Origin of the sequence: Mesorhizobium liriopis, assembly GCF_024053505.1 — a bacterium.
GTDB classification, from domain to species: Bacteria; Pseudomonadota; Alphaproteobacteria; order Rhizobiales; family Rhizobiaceae; genus Mesorhizobium_B; species Mesorhizobium_B liriopis.
Map to the genome: position 1 here is coordinate 1 of NZ_JAMXQS010000003.1, position 14,487 is coordinate 14,487.

Annotated in this window: 17 protein-coding genes; 5 read left to right on the forward strand and 12 right to left on the reverse strand. The window is 64.8% G+C overall.

Annotated elements, in window-relative coordinates:
• Positions 1-168 precede the first annotated feature (168 nt).
• Positions 169-1,422: an NAD(P)/FAD-dependent oxidoreductase gene (locus tag NGM99_RS05695; protein WP_252816960.1), complete on the reverse strand. Its 1,254-nt coding sequence runs from the start codon at positions 1,420-1,422 to the stop codon at positions 169-171.
• Positions 1,419-2,189 (reverse strand): ABC transporter substrate-binding protein, encoded by a 771-nt coding sequence (locus NGM99_RS05700; RefSeq protein WP_252816962.1) that lies wholly within the window; start codon positions 2,187-2,189, stop codon positions 1,419-1,421. Before NGM99_RS05700 ends, NGM99_RS05695 begins: the two co-directional genes overlap by 4 nt.
• A gap of 147 nt (positions 2,190-2,336) precedes the next feature.
• On the opposite strand from NGM99_RS05700, the gene pxpB reads away from it, so the two are divergent.
• Together pxpB and NGM99_RS05710 are read left to right on the forward strand one after the other, a co-directional pair.
• The gene (gene pxpB, locus NGM99_RS05705; protein ID WP_252816963.1) at positions 2,337-3,002 is read left to right on the forward strand and encodes a 5-oxoprolinase subunit PxpB; all 666 of its coding nucleotides are present in this window, start codon (positions 2,337-2,339) and stop codon (positions 3,000-3,002) included.
• A complete protein-coding gene (locus NGM99_RS05710) occupies positions 2,999-3,943 on the forward strand; it encodes a 5-oxoprolinase subunit C family protein (protein ID WP_252816965.1) in 945 nt (314 codons plus the stop codon). Before pxpB ends, NGM99_RS05710 begins: the two co-directional genes overlap by 4 nt.
• Positions 3,944-3,968: 25 nt before the next feature.
• Here NGM99_RS05710 and NGM99_RS05715 read toward each other — a convergent pair whose 3' ends face one another.
• From NGM99_RS05715 to ubiE, 7 genes are read right to left on the reverse strand one after another with little or no spacing between them, the layout of a single operon-like run.
• Positions 3,969-4,352, reverse strand: coding sequence for a hypothetical protein (locus NGM99_RS05715; RefSeq protein WP_252816967.1), 384 nt, complete (start codon positions 4,350-4,352; stop codon positions 3,969-3,971).
• Positions 4,349-4,798 (reverse strand): acetyl-CoA carboxylase biotin carboxyl carrier protein, encoded by a 450-nt coding sequence (locus NGM99_RS05720; RefSeq protein ID WP_252816974.1) that lies wholly within the window; start codon positions 4,796-4,798, stop codon positions 4,349-4,351. Before NGM99_RS05720 ends, NGM99_RS05715 begins: the two co-directional genes overlap by 4 nt.
• Entirely contained in the window at positions 4,795-5,556 is a 762-nt protein-coding gene (locus NGM99_RS05725) for a LamB/YcsF family protein (protein WP_252816976.1), read from the reverse strand. The genes NGM99_RS05720 and NGM99_RS05725 overlap by 4 nt, the downstream gene beginning before the upstream one ends.
• A complete protein-coding gene (gene coaBC, locus NGM99_RS05730) occupies positions 5,553-6,767 on the reverse strand; it encodes a bifunctional phosphopantothenoylcysteine decarboxylase/phosphopantothenate--cysteine ligase CoaBC (RefSeq protein ID WP_252816978.1) in 1,215 nt (404 codons plus the stop codon). The genes NGM99_RS05725 and coaBC overlap by 4 nt, the downstream gene beginning before the upstream one ends.
• A gap of 45 nt (positions 6,768-6,812) precedes the next feature.
• Positions 6,813-7,076 carry a hypothetical protein gene (locus tag NGM99_RS05735; RefSeq protein ID WP_252816982.1) on the reverse strand — a complete coding sequence of 88 codons (264 nt, stop codon included), beginning with the start codon at positions 7,074-7,076 and terminating at the stop codon, positions 6,813-6,815.
• Positions 7,061-8,635 (reverse strand): 2-polyprenylphenol 6-hydroxylase, encoded by a 1,575-nt coding sequence (gene ubiB / locus NGM99_RS05740; RefSeq protein WP_252817751.1) that lies wholly within the window; start codon positions 8,633-8,635, stop codon positions 7,061-7,063. The genes NGM99_RS05735 and ubiB overlap by 16 nt, the downstream gene beginning before the upstream one ends.
• Positions 8,632-9,411, reverse strand: coding sequence for a bifunctional demethylmenaquinone methyltransferase/2-methoxy-6-polyprenyl-1,4-benzoquinol methylase UbiE (gene ubiE, locus NGM99_RS05745; protein ID WP_252816985.1), 780 nt, complete (start codon positions 9,409-9,411; stop codon positions 8,632-8,634). The genes ubiB and ubiE overlap by 4 nt, the downstream gene beginning before the upstream one ends.
• A gap of 90 nt (positions 9,412-9,501) precedes the next feature.
• On the opposite strand from ubiE, the gene NGM99_RS05750 reads away from it, so the two are divergent.
• The 3 genes from NGM99_RS05750 (at position 9,502) to NGM99_RS05760 (ending at position 11,849) form a co-directional block, all read left to right on the forward strand.
• Entirely contained in the window at positions 9,502-10,470 is a 969-nt protein-coding gene (locus tag NGM99_RS05750) for an adenosine deaminase (protein ID WP_252816986.1), read from the forward strand.
• A gap of 94 nt (positions 10,471-10,564) precedes the next feature.
• On the forward strand, positions 10,565-11,194 hold the full coding sequence (gene upp, locus NGM99_RS05755; protein WP_252816988.1) for a uracil phosphoribosyltransferase: 630 nt from the start codon (positions 10,565-10,567) through the stop codon (positions 11,192-11,194).
• A 139-nt stretch (positions 11,195-11,333) separates the two neighbouring features.
• Positions 11,334-11,849, forward strand: coding sequence for a TIGR02281 family clan AA aspartic protease (locus NGM99_RS05760; protein WP_252816990.1), 516 nt, complete (start codon positions 11,334-11,336; stop codon positions 11,847-11,849).
• A 53-nt stretch (positions 11,850-11,902) separates the two neighbouring features.
• Here the strand turns inward: NGM99_RS05760 and deoA are convergent, their stop codons facing one another.
• From deoA to cdd, 3 genes are read right to left on the reverse strand one after another with little or no spacing between them, the layout of a single operon-like run.
• Positions 11,903-13,219, reverse strand: a complete 1,317-nt coding sequence (deoA, locus tag NGM99_RS05765) for a thymidine phosphorylase (RefSeq protein WP_252816992.1) — start codon at positions 13,217-13,219, stop codon at positions 11,903-11,905.
• A 28-nt stretch (positions 13,220-13,247) separates the two neighbouring features.
• Positions 13,248-14,066 carry a purine-nucleoside phosphorylase gene (locus NGM99_RS05770; protein WP_252816996.1) on the reverse strand — a complete coding sequence of 273 codons (819 nt, stop codon included), beginning with the start codon at positions 14,064-14,066 and terminating at the stop codon, positions 13,248-13,250.
• Positions 14,063-14,455, reverse strand: a complete 393-nt coding sequence (cdd, locus tag NGM99_RS05775; protein WP_252816998.1) for a cytidine deaminase — start codon at positions 14,453-14,455, stop codon at positions 14,063-14,065. Before cdd ends, NGM99_RS05770 begins: the two co-directional genes overlap by 4 nt.
• Positions 14,456-14,487 lie beyond the last annotated feature (32 nt).

The window sequence follows — 14,487 nt, forward strand, 5'->3', positions numbered from 1 at the left end:
CCAAGGCGACACCTTCGGCGCCCAGAGCCGCTGAACATAGACTGCACATAGACTGCGTACGCGTTATCTCTGCGTATCACCGAGACAAACAAAGGGCGGGCCGCATTTGCAGCCCGCCCTTTGGATTGTGAAGGACTGAAATGCCGTGAGGCATTGCCTGTCGGCCTCCTAGTTGAACCGTTCGGGCCTGAAAGGTTTGGGATCAGCGAAGGGTACTGCGCCGGTCATCATTTCGGCCAGCAGCCGGCCACTTGCCGGGCCCAAGGTCAGGCCGTGATGGGCATGGCCGAAGTCGAACCAGAGGCCTTTGTGGCGGGGCGCCTCGCCGATCACGGGTTTCATATCGGGAAGCGCGGGGCGCAAGCCGAGCCATGGCGTCTGCTCCAAAGGAGCGCCGAGCGGCAGAAGCTGACGGGCGACCGCTTCGGCCCGCGCGAGCTGGATGCTGTTGGCGGGCGCGTCGGGCGAAGCGAACTCGACGCCGGTTGTGAGACGGATGCCCTGGCGCATGGGGGCGAGCACGAAGCCGGCCTGCTCGTCGAGGATCGAGTGGCCGAGCGGCGCACCGTCCGGCTGACGGTAATGGCGATGATGGCCGCGCTTCACTTCGAGCGGCAGGCGGTAGCCGAATTTGCGGAAAACCAGGCCCGATTGCGGGCCGAGTGCGACAACAGCTTGGGAAGCTGAAAGTCTGTCGCCATCAGAAGCATCGAGCACCCACGTTTCGCCTTCCTGACGCAGCGTGGCGGCATCGCCCTGGACGAAGCGGCCGCCTTCCTTCAGAAAAAGCGCGTGGTAGGCTTTGACCAGCCCTTCCGGATCATAGACCGTCTTGGGATCGAGCCAGTGCAGACCACCGGCAATCGAGGCAGTGCCGTGCGCAAGGGCCGGTTCCAGCGCGAACAGTTCGGCTCGGCTCAGGATGCGCGTGTCGAGATTGAAGCGGCTGAGTTCTTCGAGCTCGGCCTGAGCTTGCGAAAAGTGTTCTTCGGACCGGAAAGCGGTGATGAAGCCGTTGGCGCTGACGAGGTTGCCGGCGCCCGCGCGGGCGACCAGCCGGTCATGCTCGGCCACGCTCGCTTCGATGAGCGGCAGGATATCCTGCGCAGCCTGCTCAAGCCTGGTCGGCGCAGAGTTCAGCCAATAACGGAAAAGCCAGGGCGCAATGCGTAAGATGTGAAGCGGGCTGTAGCGCACATCCGAGGACCGGTTGAGCGCATATTTCGCGAGCGCGCGCCAATCGCGCGGGAAGGCGTAGGGGATGACAGAGGCACGCTCGATCAACCCGGCATTGCCATAGGACGTCCCCTCACCCGGTCCCTGGCGATCGATCAGCGTGACGGAGCGGCCGCGCTCCAGAAGGTGAAGTGCGGCCGAGACGCCGACAATGCCGGCGCCCAGAACCAGAACGTCGGATTTCACTTCGAGGCGTAGATATCGAAGGGGAAATATTTCTGGGTGATCTCGGCATAGGTGCCGTTGGCGACGATGGCGTCGATGGCCTTGTTGAAGCGTTCCTTCAATTCGGTGTCGCCCTGACGGATGCCGATGCCGGCCTCGGTTTCCGTGCCGGCGATGTCGCCGAGCATCTTGCAGCACTCCTTGCCGTCCTTTTCGAGCCAGTCGGTCAACACGAACTTGTCGGACACGAGGGCGTCAAGGCGACCGTTGACGAGATCCGCGCGAGCTTCATCGTCGGTCGGATAGGATTTCACCTCGACGCCGGCCGGCGCATAGTGACCGTCGGCATATTCAGCCTGCGTGGTGCCGGATTGTGCGCCGACCGTCTTGCCGGAAAGCTCTTCGGGGCTGACGCCCTTGAGGTCGCTGTCCTTGGGCACGACCACTGCCAGCGGCGTGACATAGTATTTGTTCGTGAAGTCGATCTGCTTCTTGCGCTCTTCGGTGATGCTCATGGACGCGACGATGGCGTCGAACTTCTTGGCGATGAGGCCGGGGATCATGCCGTCCCAGTCCTGCGTGACGATGGTGCACTTGGCCTTCATCTCGGCGCAGAGCGCGTTGGCGATATCGATGTCGAGGCCCTGCAGCGTGCCGTCCGAGCCCATGAAGTTGAAGGGCGGGTAGGCGCCTTCCGAGGCGATGCGGATTTCCGCACCTTCCTGCGAGAAGGCCGCGCCCGATGCCGCAAGAAGCATCATGGATGCGAGGAGAAGGGTTTTCTTCATGAGAAATGCGCCTTGAAAAGGAATTCGGATCCCGAACACTTAGCAGCAAGGTTTTTCCAGACAAGCGGGGTGGCGCCTCTGGTCCACTTGCTTCGCCTCGGTGAAACAGGAATGGTGCGCCGCATGATTTCAGACGCAACTTCTCCGATGACCCCTGTCGCGAGCTTTCGCCTCAGCATGAGCGGCCCCGGCGCGTTGTTGCTCGACGTGGCGGGTGAGACGTTCAGCGAAGACTTGCAGGATCGCGTGCATGGGCTGGCGCGCGCGATGCTCGGCGTAGAGGGCGTGAGCGAAGCCGTGCCAGGGATGAACAATCTCCTCGTGGTGTTCGATCCGCTTCTCGTAGAGCCGGAACGCGTCGAGGATGCGCTTCTGGAAAAATGGCCTTGCATCGAGCCCGATCCGCTCGCCGGGCAGACGGTGGACGTCGCCGTGCGCTACGGCGGCGCGGATGGGCCCGATCTGGAAGAGCTCGCGGCCCATGCCGGAATGAGTGTCGCGGAGGTGATCGAGCGGCACACGGCGGCAACCTATCGCGTCGCGGCGGTGGGGGCGATGCCGGGCTTCGTCTATCTATCCGGGCTCGACCCTCTCCTGGCCCGGCCGCGCCGGGCGAACCCGCGCGGCACCGTGCCGCAAGGGGCTGTGATGATCGGCGGGGCGCAGGCCGGCATCATGCCGGTCACGGCGCCATCGGGGTGGCATATTCTGGGAATGACGGATCTGAAACTGTTCGACCCGAAGCGTGAGCCCCCAGCCACGTTCCGGCCCGGCGATCGTATCCGCTTCGTGACCGAGAGCGTGCAGGCGTGATCGAGATCCTTTCGACGGGCCTGCCCAACACGGTGCAGGATGAGGGGCGGCCGGGCTATCTCGACGCAGGCGTGAGCCTGTGCGGCGCGATGGACCGCCCTGCCCTCCTGGCTGCCAATGCGCTTCTGAACAACAAGCCAAGCTCGGCTGTGATCGAGGTGGCGCTGTTTCCGTTTCGGCTGCGCTTTCAGGCCGAGATGAGCTTTGCGGTGACGGGAGCCGTGGCGCCCGCTACGCTCGACGGCGTGCCCCTCCCGCCATGGTGGACGGGTCACGCGAAAGCGGGACAGGAGTTGCGGATCGACCCACCCGCGCGCGGCGCGCGGGTGGTGGTGGCGTTTGCGGGCGGGATCGATGTGCCGCTCGTGCTCGGCTCGCGGGCGACGGATGCAAAGGGCGGCTTCGGTGGATTGAACGGGCGAGGACTTAAAAGGGGAGACAGGCTCGCAGTGGGCGACGCACCAGCAATGCGCGCCAGGGAATTCGGCACGGTGCCGGATTGGCTGCACGAGGATTGGCAGGTACTGCGCGTGCTGCCGGCGGCCGAATTCGATGCGTTCGACGCGGACTCATTGGACCGGTTCTTCGGCGAGGAATGGACGGTTTCGGCGGACGCCAACCGGCAGGGCTATCGGCTGGATGGCGGGCGGCTGGTGCGCACCACGCCGCGTGAACTGTTCTCGCATGGCATCGTGCCGGGTACCGTTCAGGTTCCCGCCTCCGGCATGCCGATCATCCAGTTGGCCGATGCGAACACGTGCGGGGGGTATCCGAAGATCGCAACCGTGATCGAAGCGGATTTGTGGAAGCTCGCGCAGGCACCGGTGGGGGCCAAGCTCAGGTTTCAGGAAGTAACGCGCGCTGAGGGTATCGCGGCGCTGAGGGCGCAGCGGGATGGACTGGTGCGGTTGCGGGAGGCGGTGACGCTGGCGCGGCGGTGAGGTTTTCCGGGCGTGCCCAGTCGGCTCAGACGACTTCGAACAGTTTCGTGCCGAAGCCGACGCCCTCACCTTCCTCGACGAGTGCATTTCCCGTTTGGCCTTTGCTTGACGCGCGGGCGACGAAGAGCAGCGGGCCGGACTGGATGAACGCGGCAGGGGTGCCCGCTTCCACCGTGTTAGTGGGCTCCGAAGTGGCCAAGGGATGCCGGGCGCGGAACAGGCCGACGACAGGCGCGGTGATCGTTTGCGCGTTCGGCTGGAGTTCGGGCTCCTGAGCCGACGCCTGCTTTTCTTCGGCGTTCGCATCGAATTCGAGGCGCAGGCTCGTGCCGTTCAGCGTGACCGCGAAGCTCGCCATATCGCGGGTTTGGGCAAGGTGCAGCAGGGCTTCGATGTCTTCCAACGTCATGCGCTGGGCTCGATCACGAAAAGCAGGGTGCCGGCCTCGACGGCCGTGGCGTCGTCCACTGCGATCTCGCGAATAATGCCGGCAAGGTCGGCTTCCACCGGGTTCATGGTCTTCATGGCTTCGAGGATGGCAAGTTGCCGGCCTTCCTCAACTGAAGCGCCGACCACGGCATAAGGTGGCTGGTCGGGTGCGGGCGCACGGTAGAAGGTGCCGGGAAAGCCGGCGCGGATTTCATGGCGCGTGATCGAGCCTGCGACGGGTGAAGTGTCCAACCGTGGAGCGATCAGCGCAGGCGCTGCTTGCGTCACGGGCGCGCCTTGGAGGGCGGCGGACCCGTTGGCGCGTTTCACGATCCGCACGCGGTTTTCGCCTTCGGACAGTTCCAGTTCGCTGACCTTGGAGCGTTCGACCAGATCGATCAGCTTGGCGATGAAATCGAGGTTCATCGGATGAAGCTCCGCACAGACATGCCCGCCTCTTCAAGTGCGGCGCGCACGGCGGCGGCGATGCGGATCGATTGGGGCGTGTCCGAATGGACGCAGATCGAGTGGATCGGCGTTTCGATGCGTTTGCCCGAAACTGTTTCGATGGCGCCATCGCGCACCATGCGCACGGCGCGAGTGGCAGCCTCCGCCTCATCGTGGATCACCGCACCCGGCAGTTTGCGAGATACGAGGTGGCCTTCTTCGGTGTAGGCGCGGTCGGCGAAGATTTCGGAGAAAGTGCTGAGGCCCATCTCCTGTGCGATCCGTTCCTGATGGCCGAGCGCGATGGTCAGACAGCCGAGTTTGGGATCGACAGCCTTGACCGCGCGGCAGACCGCAAGGGCCACATCCGGGTCTGTCTGGGTCTGGTTACCGAGTGCACCATGGGCCTTCACGTAGGTGATCGGGTGGCCGGCACAAGCCGAAAGCGCCTGTGCCGCGCCGATCTGGTAGGCGACGAGACGTTCGATCTCGCCGGCCGAATGCGGGATGACGCGGCGGCCGAAGCCCCAGAGATCGGCATAGCCGGGATGCGCACCAACCGCGACGCGCTTTTGCCTGGCGATCTTGAAGCTTTCGGCCATCACCTCCGGGTCGCCGCCATGAAAGCCGCAGGCGATGTTGGCGGACGACACGATGCCGAGCATCGCTTCATCATCGCCCGATCGCCATGCGCCGAAGCTTTCGCCCATGTCGGAGTTGAGATCGACGTCCCTCATAGGGGCTTCTCCGAACCAGCGAGCTTTTCAGCGACGAGGTGCGCCAGGCGCCATGCGACCTCGCGCTTGGTCATTTCAGGCCAGTCCTCGACGCCATCCTTCGAAACCAGCCGCACGCGGTTGTTGGCGCCGCCCATGACATCGCCGGACACGTCGTTGGCGACGATCAGGTCGGCACCTTTGCGCGCGAGCTTGGATTGTGCGTTGACTAGCAGGTTCTCGGTTTCGGCGGCGAAGCCGATCACAAGGCGCGGGCGGCTGGGGTGATGGCCGATGCCTGCGAGAATGTCGGGGTTCTCAACGAGCGTCAGAGCGGGCGCGCCGGTGGAGCCCTTCTTGATCTTCTGGCCCATGGCCTCCACCCGCCAGTCGGCGACGGCCGCGACCATGATCGCGGCATCCGCAGGGAGCGCGGCTGCGACCGCTGCCTGCATTTCGCGGGCGGTTTCGACGCGGGTCATGTGGACGCCGACCAGATCCGGTAGTGCGGTGGGGCCGGAAACGAGGTGAACCTCGGCGCCGAGCGTTTCGAGCATCGCGGCGATGGCATAGCCCTGGCGGCCGGACGAACGGTTGGCGATGTAGCGCACAGGGTCGATGGGCTCATGGGTGGGGCCTGCGGTAACGACCACGCGCTTGCCTTTCAAAGGCTGTTGCCCACGCGCAAAAAGCGCTTCGACGGCATCCGCGATCTCGTTGGGCTCGGCCATGCGCCCCTCGCCCTTTTCGCCCTTCTCGGCCATCTCGCCGCTGTTGGGACCGACGAAGCGGATCAGATCCTGCTCCAGCGTTTCGCGGTTGCGACGGGTGGCCGGATGATACCACATGGCCGGGTTCATAGCCGGCGCCATGAGCACGGGAATCCGAGCGGCCAGCAGCACGGCGGAAGCGAGGTCGTCAGCGTGGCCGTGAGCAAGCTTCGCCATGAGGTTCGCGGTGGCGGGCGCGACCACGATGGCATCGGCTTCGCGCGAGAGGCGGATGTGGCCGACATCGTGCTCGTCCGCACGGTCGAAGAGATCGGTGAAGACATGACCGCCCGCCAGTGCACCGGCGGCGAGCGGCGTCACGAATTCCTGCGCGGCCTTCGTCATCACCACACGAACGGACGCGCCGCGATCCTGCAGCCGGCGGATCAGGTCGAGGCTCTTGTAAGCCGCGATACCGCCGCCGATGACGAGCAGGATGCGTTTTTGGGAAAGCGTCGTCATGCCTGCTTCAATGCGGGTTCGATGTCGGTGAGAGCGAGAACACCGTCACACTTCATCCAAAAAGGAATTGAGCTCGTTGAAAGCCGCTTTCTGATCGAAGTCGTGCCCTCGCTTGCCAAACTTTGCCAGAATCTCCTCAGCAGTCATGCTGAGATGCCACCCTCCTTGCCCTCGCTTCTTTCGGCCATGTTGTACCGAACGAGTCGGCGAGGACTCGCTCTGAACTACATCAAGGTTGTGGTCGGTTAGCTTGCCCATGCGAAGAGGATATTCAGAAGCGAGAATGCTTTCAATCAGCTCACCTGCCACGCGATCACCGCCAACAGCGCGGCGATGACCCACAGCGCCACGCGGCCCGAGCGGGTGTGGCGGGCTTCGGCTTTGCCGATCGCTTCGGCCGTCAGCGGGTCGAAGCGGAGGCCGTTTTCGGCCATGCCGTCGAGGGCGAGGCTCAAACGTTCGGCGCGCGCAGCGTATTCGGGGAGTTGGCGGGTAATCGAGACCAGTGCGCGGGCGCCGTCGCGAGCGTCGGCGAGCATGCCGCGGGAGCCGAGATTACCGCGAATCCAGTCACCGACCACGGGTTCGGCGGCCCTCCACATGTTGAAGGCCGGATCGAGCGAGCGGGACACGCCTTCGACCACGACCATGGTCTTTTGAAGCAGCACCAGTTCGGGGCGCGTTTCCATGTCGAAGAGCTCGGTCACCTCGAAGAGCAGCGTCAAGAGGCGAGCCATGGAGATGGTTTCCGCCGACTGGCCGTGGATCGGCTCGCCGATGGCGCGGATGGCCTGCGCGAAGGCATCGACATCGTGGCGATGGGGCACGTAGCCCGCCTCGAAATGGACTTCGGCGACGCGGCGATAGTCGCGGGTGATGAAGCCGAAGAGGATTTCAGCGAGGAAGCGCCGCTCCTTGCGGCCCAAACGTCCGGCGATGCCCATGTCAACCGCGACGATGCCGCCATCGGCTTCCACGAACAAATTGCCGGGATGCATGTCGGCGTGGAAGAAACCGTCGCGCAGCGTATGGCGCAGGAAACTCTGGATCAGGCTCGCGGCGAGCAGCGGCAGGTCGTGGCCGGCATCGCGCAGGGCCTGGACGTTCGACATCTTGATGCCGTCGATCCATTCCATGGTGATGACGTCGCGGCCCGTGCGCTCCCAATCGACGCGCGGCACGCGGAAGCCGGGATCATCTCGCGTGTTCTCGGCAATCTCGGACAAGGCAGCCGCCTCGAGGCGCAGGTCCATCTCGATGCGCGTGGTCTGCGCGAGGAGCTCGGTGACCTCGATCGGGCGCAGGCGACGGGTGGCGCGCAGGAAACGCGCCTGCATGCGGGCGGCGAGAAAGAAGCTTTCGAGATCGCGCGCGAACGCCACGCGCACGCCGGGGCGCACAACCTTGACCGCGACCTTGCGCGGCTCGCCATCAACCATCACTTCGGCCGGGTGGACCTGCGCGATGGAGGCGGCGGCAATCGGCGCGTCGAACGCCACGTAGAGGTCGAAAAGCGGTCGGCCGAGCGAAAGCTCGATTTCCTTCTTGGCCTCCTCGTTCGAGAAGAACGGCATGCGGTCCTGCAGCTTGGCAAGGTCCACCGCGACCTCGTTGCCGACCACATCGGGACGGGTCGCGAGGAACTGGCCGAGCTTGACGTAAGACGGCCCGAGACGCGCCACGGCGTCAGACATGCGGTCGGCACGCGCGCGGCGTTTGGCTGAGGGCCGTGTGAGGAGCTTCGCCAGACGCCAGCCGAGCAGCGGCATGCCGCGCAGCTCATCGCCGGGGATCGCCGCCACCACGCCTTCGCGCGCCAGGATCCAGCCGGCCCGTGCGAGCCGGAAGGCAGCCGTGGGTGTGCTCAAAGCTTCCAGCCCGAATGGCAGGCGGCGATGCCGCCCGAATAATCGCGCCACGACACGCGCTCGAAGCCGGCGCGCTTCACCATTTCCGCGAAACGCGGCTGGTTCGGGAATTTGCGGATCGATTCCACGAGATAGGAATAGGGTTCGCCATCACCCGTCACCATCTGGCCGATGCGCGGAATGGCGTTGAACGACCAAGCCTCATAGATCTTGTCGAGACCGGCGACATCCACTTCCGAGAATTCCAGGCAGAGGAAGCGGCCGCCTGGCTTCAGAACACGATAGGCCTCGCTCAGCGCCACGTCGATGCGCGGCACGTTGCGGATACCGAAGGCGACCGTGTAGGCGTCGAAATGATTGTCGGGGAACGGTAGCTCCTCGGCGTTCGCTTCCACGAAATCGACATTGGCAGAAAGGCCGCGCTTTTCGGCGCGCTCGCGGCCGACGCCGAGCATCGAGCCGTTGATGTCGAGCACCGTGACGTGGGCTTCACCGCGTGAGGCATCGACGATACGGAAGGCGATGTCGCCAGTGCCGCCGGCCACATCGAGCGAGCGCCAGCCGGGTTTCGGCGAAGGGTTCAACCACGCCACCATCGCGTTCTTCCAGGCGCGGTGCAGGCCGCCCGACATCAGGTCGTTCATGAGGTCGTAGCGGGACGCGACCTTGTGGAACACGCCGTCCACCAGACCCTGCTTTGTGGCCGCGCTCTCCACCTCGCGGAAGCCGTAGGCGGTTTCCATGCCGCCGGCTCCCGTTGCTCTCTGCTCTGACATCATCGTGACCTGTTCGATTTGCGCCGGACCATAGCGGATCAATATGGGTGGCGCTACGTTCGGAACCTAGACAGAATGCCCGGGATGAGAATGACGCCGAAAGCAGAGCTGCACTGCCATATCGAGGGGGCTGCGAGCCCCGCGCTGGTGGAGAAGCAGGCGGCGAAATATGGCGTTGACGTGTCGGGCATCATCCGTGACGGCCGCTACCAGTGGCACGATTTCACGTCCTTCCTGAAAGCCTATGACGTAGCCGCCGACCTTTTCCGCACTGAGGAAGACTATTCGCGGCTGGCGGACACCTACCTGTCGAGCCTTGCGCGCGAAGGCGCGATCTATGCGGAGTTCTTCACCTCGCCCGACCATGCGCGGCGTGCGGGGCTCTCCCCGGAGGCCTATACGGCCGGGCTGGCTGACGGCATGGAGCGGGCGAAAGCGAAAACGGGCATCGAGTCGCGCATGATCGTGACGGGTGTGCGGCATTTCGGCGTGGAAGCCATCGAGGCCGCCGCACGCTTCGCGGCGCGCTCCGGGCATCCGCTGATCGCGGGCTTCGGCGTCGCGGGCGACGAGCGGGTGGGCGAGGTCGAGGATTTCCAGCGCGCCTTCGAGATCGCGCGCGAGGCGGCACTGGGCATCACCATCCATGCCGGTGAGTTCGGCGGGCCGGACAGCGTGCGCGCGGCCCTCGATCATATCAAGCCGGCACGCATCGGCCACGGAGTGCGGGCCATCGAGGACCCGGACCTCGTGAAGCGCATCGCCGACGAAGGCATTGTGCTGGAATGCTGCCCCGGCTCGAATGTGGCGCTGGGGCTTTATCCGGATCTCGCGAGCCACCCCTTCGGCAAGCTCAGGGCCGCAGGCTGCAAGGTTACCTTGTCTTCGGACGATCCACCATTCTTTCATACGACGCTCGGGCGCGAGTACGGGCATGCGCTGGATCATTGGGGGCTCGATCAGAAGGCCCTGCTTGGCGTGACGCGGACAGCACTCGAGGCGGCGTTCGTGGATCGCAAGACCAAGGCAGGCTTACTGGATCGGCTGCCGAAGAAATAGCGAGCGGTGGGCAGCGCTCGCGCCGGGGTTTCCCTCACCGCCCCTCTTCGCTACTGACTGAGGCAACGCAGTCAATCCCCCGGAGCCTCAGTCCATGGCGAACGTCACCGTCGTCGATCACCCGCTCGTGCAGCACAAGCTTTCGATCATGCGCAATCGCGAGACTTCGACAGGCGGGTTCCGGCGGCTCCTGCGCGAAATCTCGCTGCTTCTGGGCTATGAGGTGACGCGCGATCTCGAACTCACCACCATGCGCATCGAGACGCCGATCGAGCCGATGGATGCGCCAACCCTGGAGGGCAAGAAGCTGGTCTTCGCCTCGGTCCTGCGCGCCGGCAACGGTTTGCTCGAGGGCCTTCTCGACCTCGTGCCGGCCGCGCGCGTGGCGCATGTCGGGCTTTATCGCGACCACGACACGCTGCAGGCGGTGGAATATTTCTTCAAGGCGCCGACCGATCTGCACGACCGCCTCGTGATCGTGGTCGACCCGATGCTGGCGACCGCCAATTCCGCGATCATGGCGATCGACAAGCTCAAGGAGCGCGGCGCCACCAATTTGCGTTTCCTGTGCCTGCTGGCGGCACCCGAAGGCATCAAGCGCTTCACCGAGGCGCATCCGGACGTGCCGGTGTTCACGGCGGCGATCGACCGGCAGTTGAACGAGCTGGGTTACATCATTCCAGGCCTGGGTGACGCGGGCGACCGGATGTATGGGACGAAGTAATTTTCGATCCTCAGTTGCGATCCGTTGGGAACATCAGCGATTTTTAACCAGTCCTCCAAGTCGTCACGCGGCTTAACCGGATCAGTGACTGTGGTGGCGTAAAGCTGGGCACGAACAAACCTCTTCGTGCCCTACAGCCATGCTGCGCAAACTCATCATCTTCGGCATCTGCGCCTCATCCTCGGCGGCGCTGCCCTCGCTCCTCAATCTTGATCGCTTGACCGCGCGGCCCTCGGCCACACCGGCCGTGGGGAAAACAGCCGCGCCGGTCGAGCCGGTTGCGCTGACCGGAAGCAAGGTCCGGCTGCAGGCGGATGCGCGCGGGCATTTCGTCAGCGAATTCAAGCTCAACGGCAGGCGGGTGATGGGGCTCGTGGACACGGGCGCGAGTGCGGTGGCACTCAACCTTTCGACCGCGCGCCGACTGGGGCTCGATGTGGGGGAGTTCAGCGGCTCCGCTCAAACGGCGAATGGGACCATCAAGGCCGCTCGCGCCACCATCAAGACGCTGAGCATCGGACGCGTGGAAGCGCAGGATGTGGAAGCGATGGTGCTGGAAGACCGCGCGCTGGACGGCATGCTGGTGGGGATGAGCTTTTTGAAGCAGCTCAGGAGTTTTGAAGTGAAGGACGGGGCGTTGGTGCTGGTGCAGTGAGGGTAGCCTCTCCATCTGCGGGTCGTTAAATCCAGAGCGGAGCACGTAAAAAACTAAGCCCCGCGTGCCACCAGTCTCTGCACCGGCTTGCCCAAAGCGGGCTTTTCGCCGTCGATGCGATAGGCTGCGCGCAAGGAGGCGATCCCTGCGCGCGCCTGATCTTCCGAACGAGCATGGACGAGGCCCAACGGCTCCCCTGCCCGCACCTCCGCACCGAGCGGCAACAGCGCCGTGAACCCGACGGCCCCATCCACCGTATCCTCCGCCTTGCGGCGACCACCGCCGAGCTCGACCACAGCCAGTCCGACCCCGCGCGTGTCGATGGCCCGCACATAGCCGTCGCGAGCGGCAAGAACCGGGAGCTCGACCGGGGCCTGAGCCAGATGGTGGCGGGGGTGTTCGATGATGTCGGTGGGGCCGCCGAGGAGGTGGACCATGCGGCCGAAGGTGTCGGCGGCGCGGCCGCTTTCGAGCGCGTCGCGGGCCTTGGTGGCGGCTTCGCGGCGGGAGCCCAAGCCTGCACCGGCGATCATTTCGGCGGCGAGCGCCAAGGTGACTTCCTCCAAACGGGCGTCGCGGTGCTTGCCTGTCAGGAAATCGATGGCGTTGAGCACTTCCACCGCGTTGCCGGCGGCGGAGGCTAGAGGCTGGTCCATGTCGGTGATCAGCGCCGTGGTGGGCAGACCGGCTCCGTTGGCGACCTCGACCAGGCTTTGGGCGAGCACATAGGCTTCGCGCATGGTGGGCATGAAGGCGCCGCTGCCGCTCTTGACGTCGAGCACAAGGCCTTTCAGCCCTGCCGCGAGTTTCTTGGACAGGATCGAGGCGGTGATGAGCGGCACTGACTCGACCGTGCCGGTGATGTCGCGGATGGCGTAGAAGCGCTTGTCGGCGGGCGCGAGATCGCCCGTCTGACCGATGATGGCGCAGCCTGCGCCGCGCACGGCCGCGCGAAAGACGGCCTCTTCCGGCTGGCTCTTGTATCCGGGCACCGTGTCCATCTTGTCGAGCGTGCCGCCGGTATGACCCAAGCCCCGCCCCGAGATCATGGGCACGAACAGGCCGCAGGCGGCGGCAATCGGGGCGAGCATCAGCGAGACATTGTCGCCGACGCCGCCCGTGGAATGCTTGTCGGAAACCGGTCCCGGCAGTTCGTGCCATTCGAGCACGCGCCCGGAGTCGCGCATGGCAAGCGTCAGTTCCACCGTCTCGGCCGGCTCCATGCCATTGAGCATGACAGCCATGGCAAAGGCCGCCACCTGGCCTTCGGTGAAGCTGTTGTCGGTCAACCCACGCACGAAGGCGCGGATTTCCTCTTCGGACAATTTATTGCCCGTTCGCTTGGTGCGGATGATCTCCTGTGGAAGCATGTTCCGCCCCTCCTCCTGTTGCACCGGGTTATTCGGTCCCCGGCGTTCCCCCGAGCCAACCTTCACCGAGCGCCTGGCGCAGGATCCGCGCGAGCTTGCGTCCCCCTTCCGGCGCCATGTCCTTGGTTTCCTGATGGCTCAGTTCCTGCCCCGTCATGCCGGCCGCGAGATTGGTGACCACCGAACAGGCGGCGACGCGAAGCCCCAGGAACCGCGCGAGGATGACCTCGGGCACGGTGGACATGCCCACCGCATCCGCCCCGAAGGTCCGCGCCATGCGGATCTCGGCCGGCGTTTCGAAGGACGGGCCTGAGAACCACATATAGACGCCCTCGAAAAGCACGATGCCTTCGCGCTCGGCGGCCGTCTTGAGGCCGTCGCGCATCTCGCCGTCATAGGCCTCGGTGAGGCCGACGAAGCGGGCATCGGACGGCTCGCCGAAAAGCGGGTTGGTGCCGGAGAAATTGATGTGGTCGGTGATCAGCATCACGGAGCCGGGGCCCATCTCGGGACGAAGTGAGCCGGCGGCATTGGAAAGCATCAGATGCGTGATGCCGATGGCCTTGAGCGCTTCAAGGACAGGGCGCATGGCGGCCGGGTTGCCGTGTTCGTAATAATGCGCGCGACCAGACAGCATGACGACCGGGCGGCCTGCAAAGAGACCTGCCACCAGCAGCCCCGCATGGCCGGAAACGCCGCTCGATGGGAAGCCTTCAAGGTCGCTATAGGGAATGCGGATCGCATCCTCGACCTCATTCGCCAGATCGCCCAAGCCGGAACCGAGCACCATGGCGACGCGGGGCTCAAGGCCACCCAGACGTTCGAGGATCGTGTCGGCGGCACTCATCTCAGCGTCTCGCCTTGAAAGCCATAGGGCAGCATGTCGGCCATGCGAACGGTTTCGACGACGCCGCTCTGGTCGCATAGATAGAGCCTTGTGTCGGCTTTCGCGAACTCCGCCAGCCGCTGGCGGCAGCCGCCGCAGGGCGTGATGCGGTCCATGCGTTCGGCGACGACAGCCACTTCCGCGATCTCGCCGCCGCCATCCATCAGATAGTGCGAGAGCATGGTCGTTTCGGCGCACCATCCTTCGGGAAAGGAAGCGACTTCCATGTTCGCGCCCGCATAGACGCGGCCATCCACGGTGCGCAGGGCAGCGCCGACAGGAAATTTCGAATAGGGCGCATGGCACTTGGCCATGGCCTCGCGGGCGCGAGTGAAAAGATCGTGCGACATCGGGCGATGCTAAACTGATTTGCCCGCCCGAT

Coding starts and splice junctions, on each gene's coding strand:
- coaBC (WP_252816978.1), bottom strand. CDS start 6,767: ATGACGACGCTTTCCCAAAAACGCATCCTGCTCGTCATCGGCGGCGGT.
- NGM99_RS05715 (WP_252816967.1), bottom strand. CDS start 4,352: ATGACGTTGGAAGACATCGAAGCCCTGCTGCACCTTGCCCAAACCCGC.
- NGM99_RS05725 (WP_252816976.1), bottom strand. CDS start 5,556: ATGAGGGACGTCGATCTCAACTCCGACATGGGCGAAAGCTTCGGCGCA.
- NGM99_RS05700 (WP_252816962.1), bottom strand. CDS start 2,189: ATGAAGAAAACCCTTCTCCTCGCATCCATGATGCTTCTTGCGGCATCG.
- upp (WP_252816988.1), top strand. CDS start 10,565: ATGGCGAACGTCACCGTCGTCGATCACCCGCTCGTGCAGCACAAGCTT.
- NGM99_RS05720 (WP_252816974.1), bottom strand. CDS start 4,798: ATGAACCTCGATTTCATCGCCAAGCTGATCGATCTGGTCGAACGCTCC.
- NGM99_RS05760 (WP_252816990.1), top strand. CDS start 11,334: ATGCTGCGCAAACTCATCATCTTCGGCATCTGCGCCTCATCCTCGGCG.
- cdd (WP_252816998.1), bottom strand. CDS start 14,455: ATGTCGCACGATCTTTTCACTCGCGCCCGCGAGGCCATGGCCAAGTGC.
- NGM99_RS05750 (WP_252816986.1), top strand. CDS start 9,502: ATGACGCCGAAAGCAGAGCTGCACTGCCATATCGAGGGGGCTGCGAGC.
- pxpB (WP_252816963.1), top strand. CDS start 2,337: ATGACCCCTGTCGCGAGCTTTCGCCTCAGCATGAGCGGCCCCGGCGCG.
- NGM99_RS05770 (WP_252816996.1), bottom strand. CDS start 14,066: ATGAGTGCCGCCGACACGATCCTCGAACGTCTGGGTGGCCTTGAGCCC.
- ubiE (WP_252816985.1), bottom strand. CDS start 9,411: ATGTCAGAGCAGAGAGCAACGGGAGCCGGCGGCATGGAAACCGCCTAC.
- deoA (WP_252816992.1), bottom strand. CDS start 13,219: ATGCTTCCACAGGAGATCATCCGCACCAAGCGAACGGGCAATAAATTG.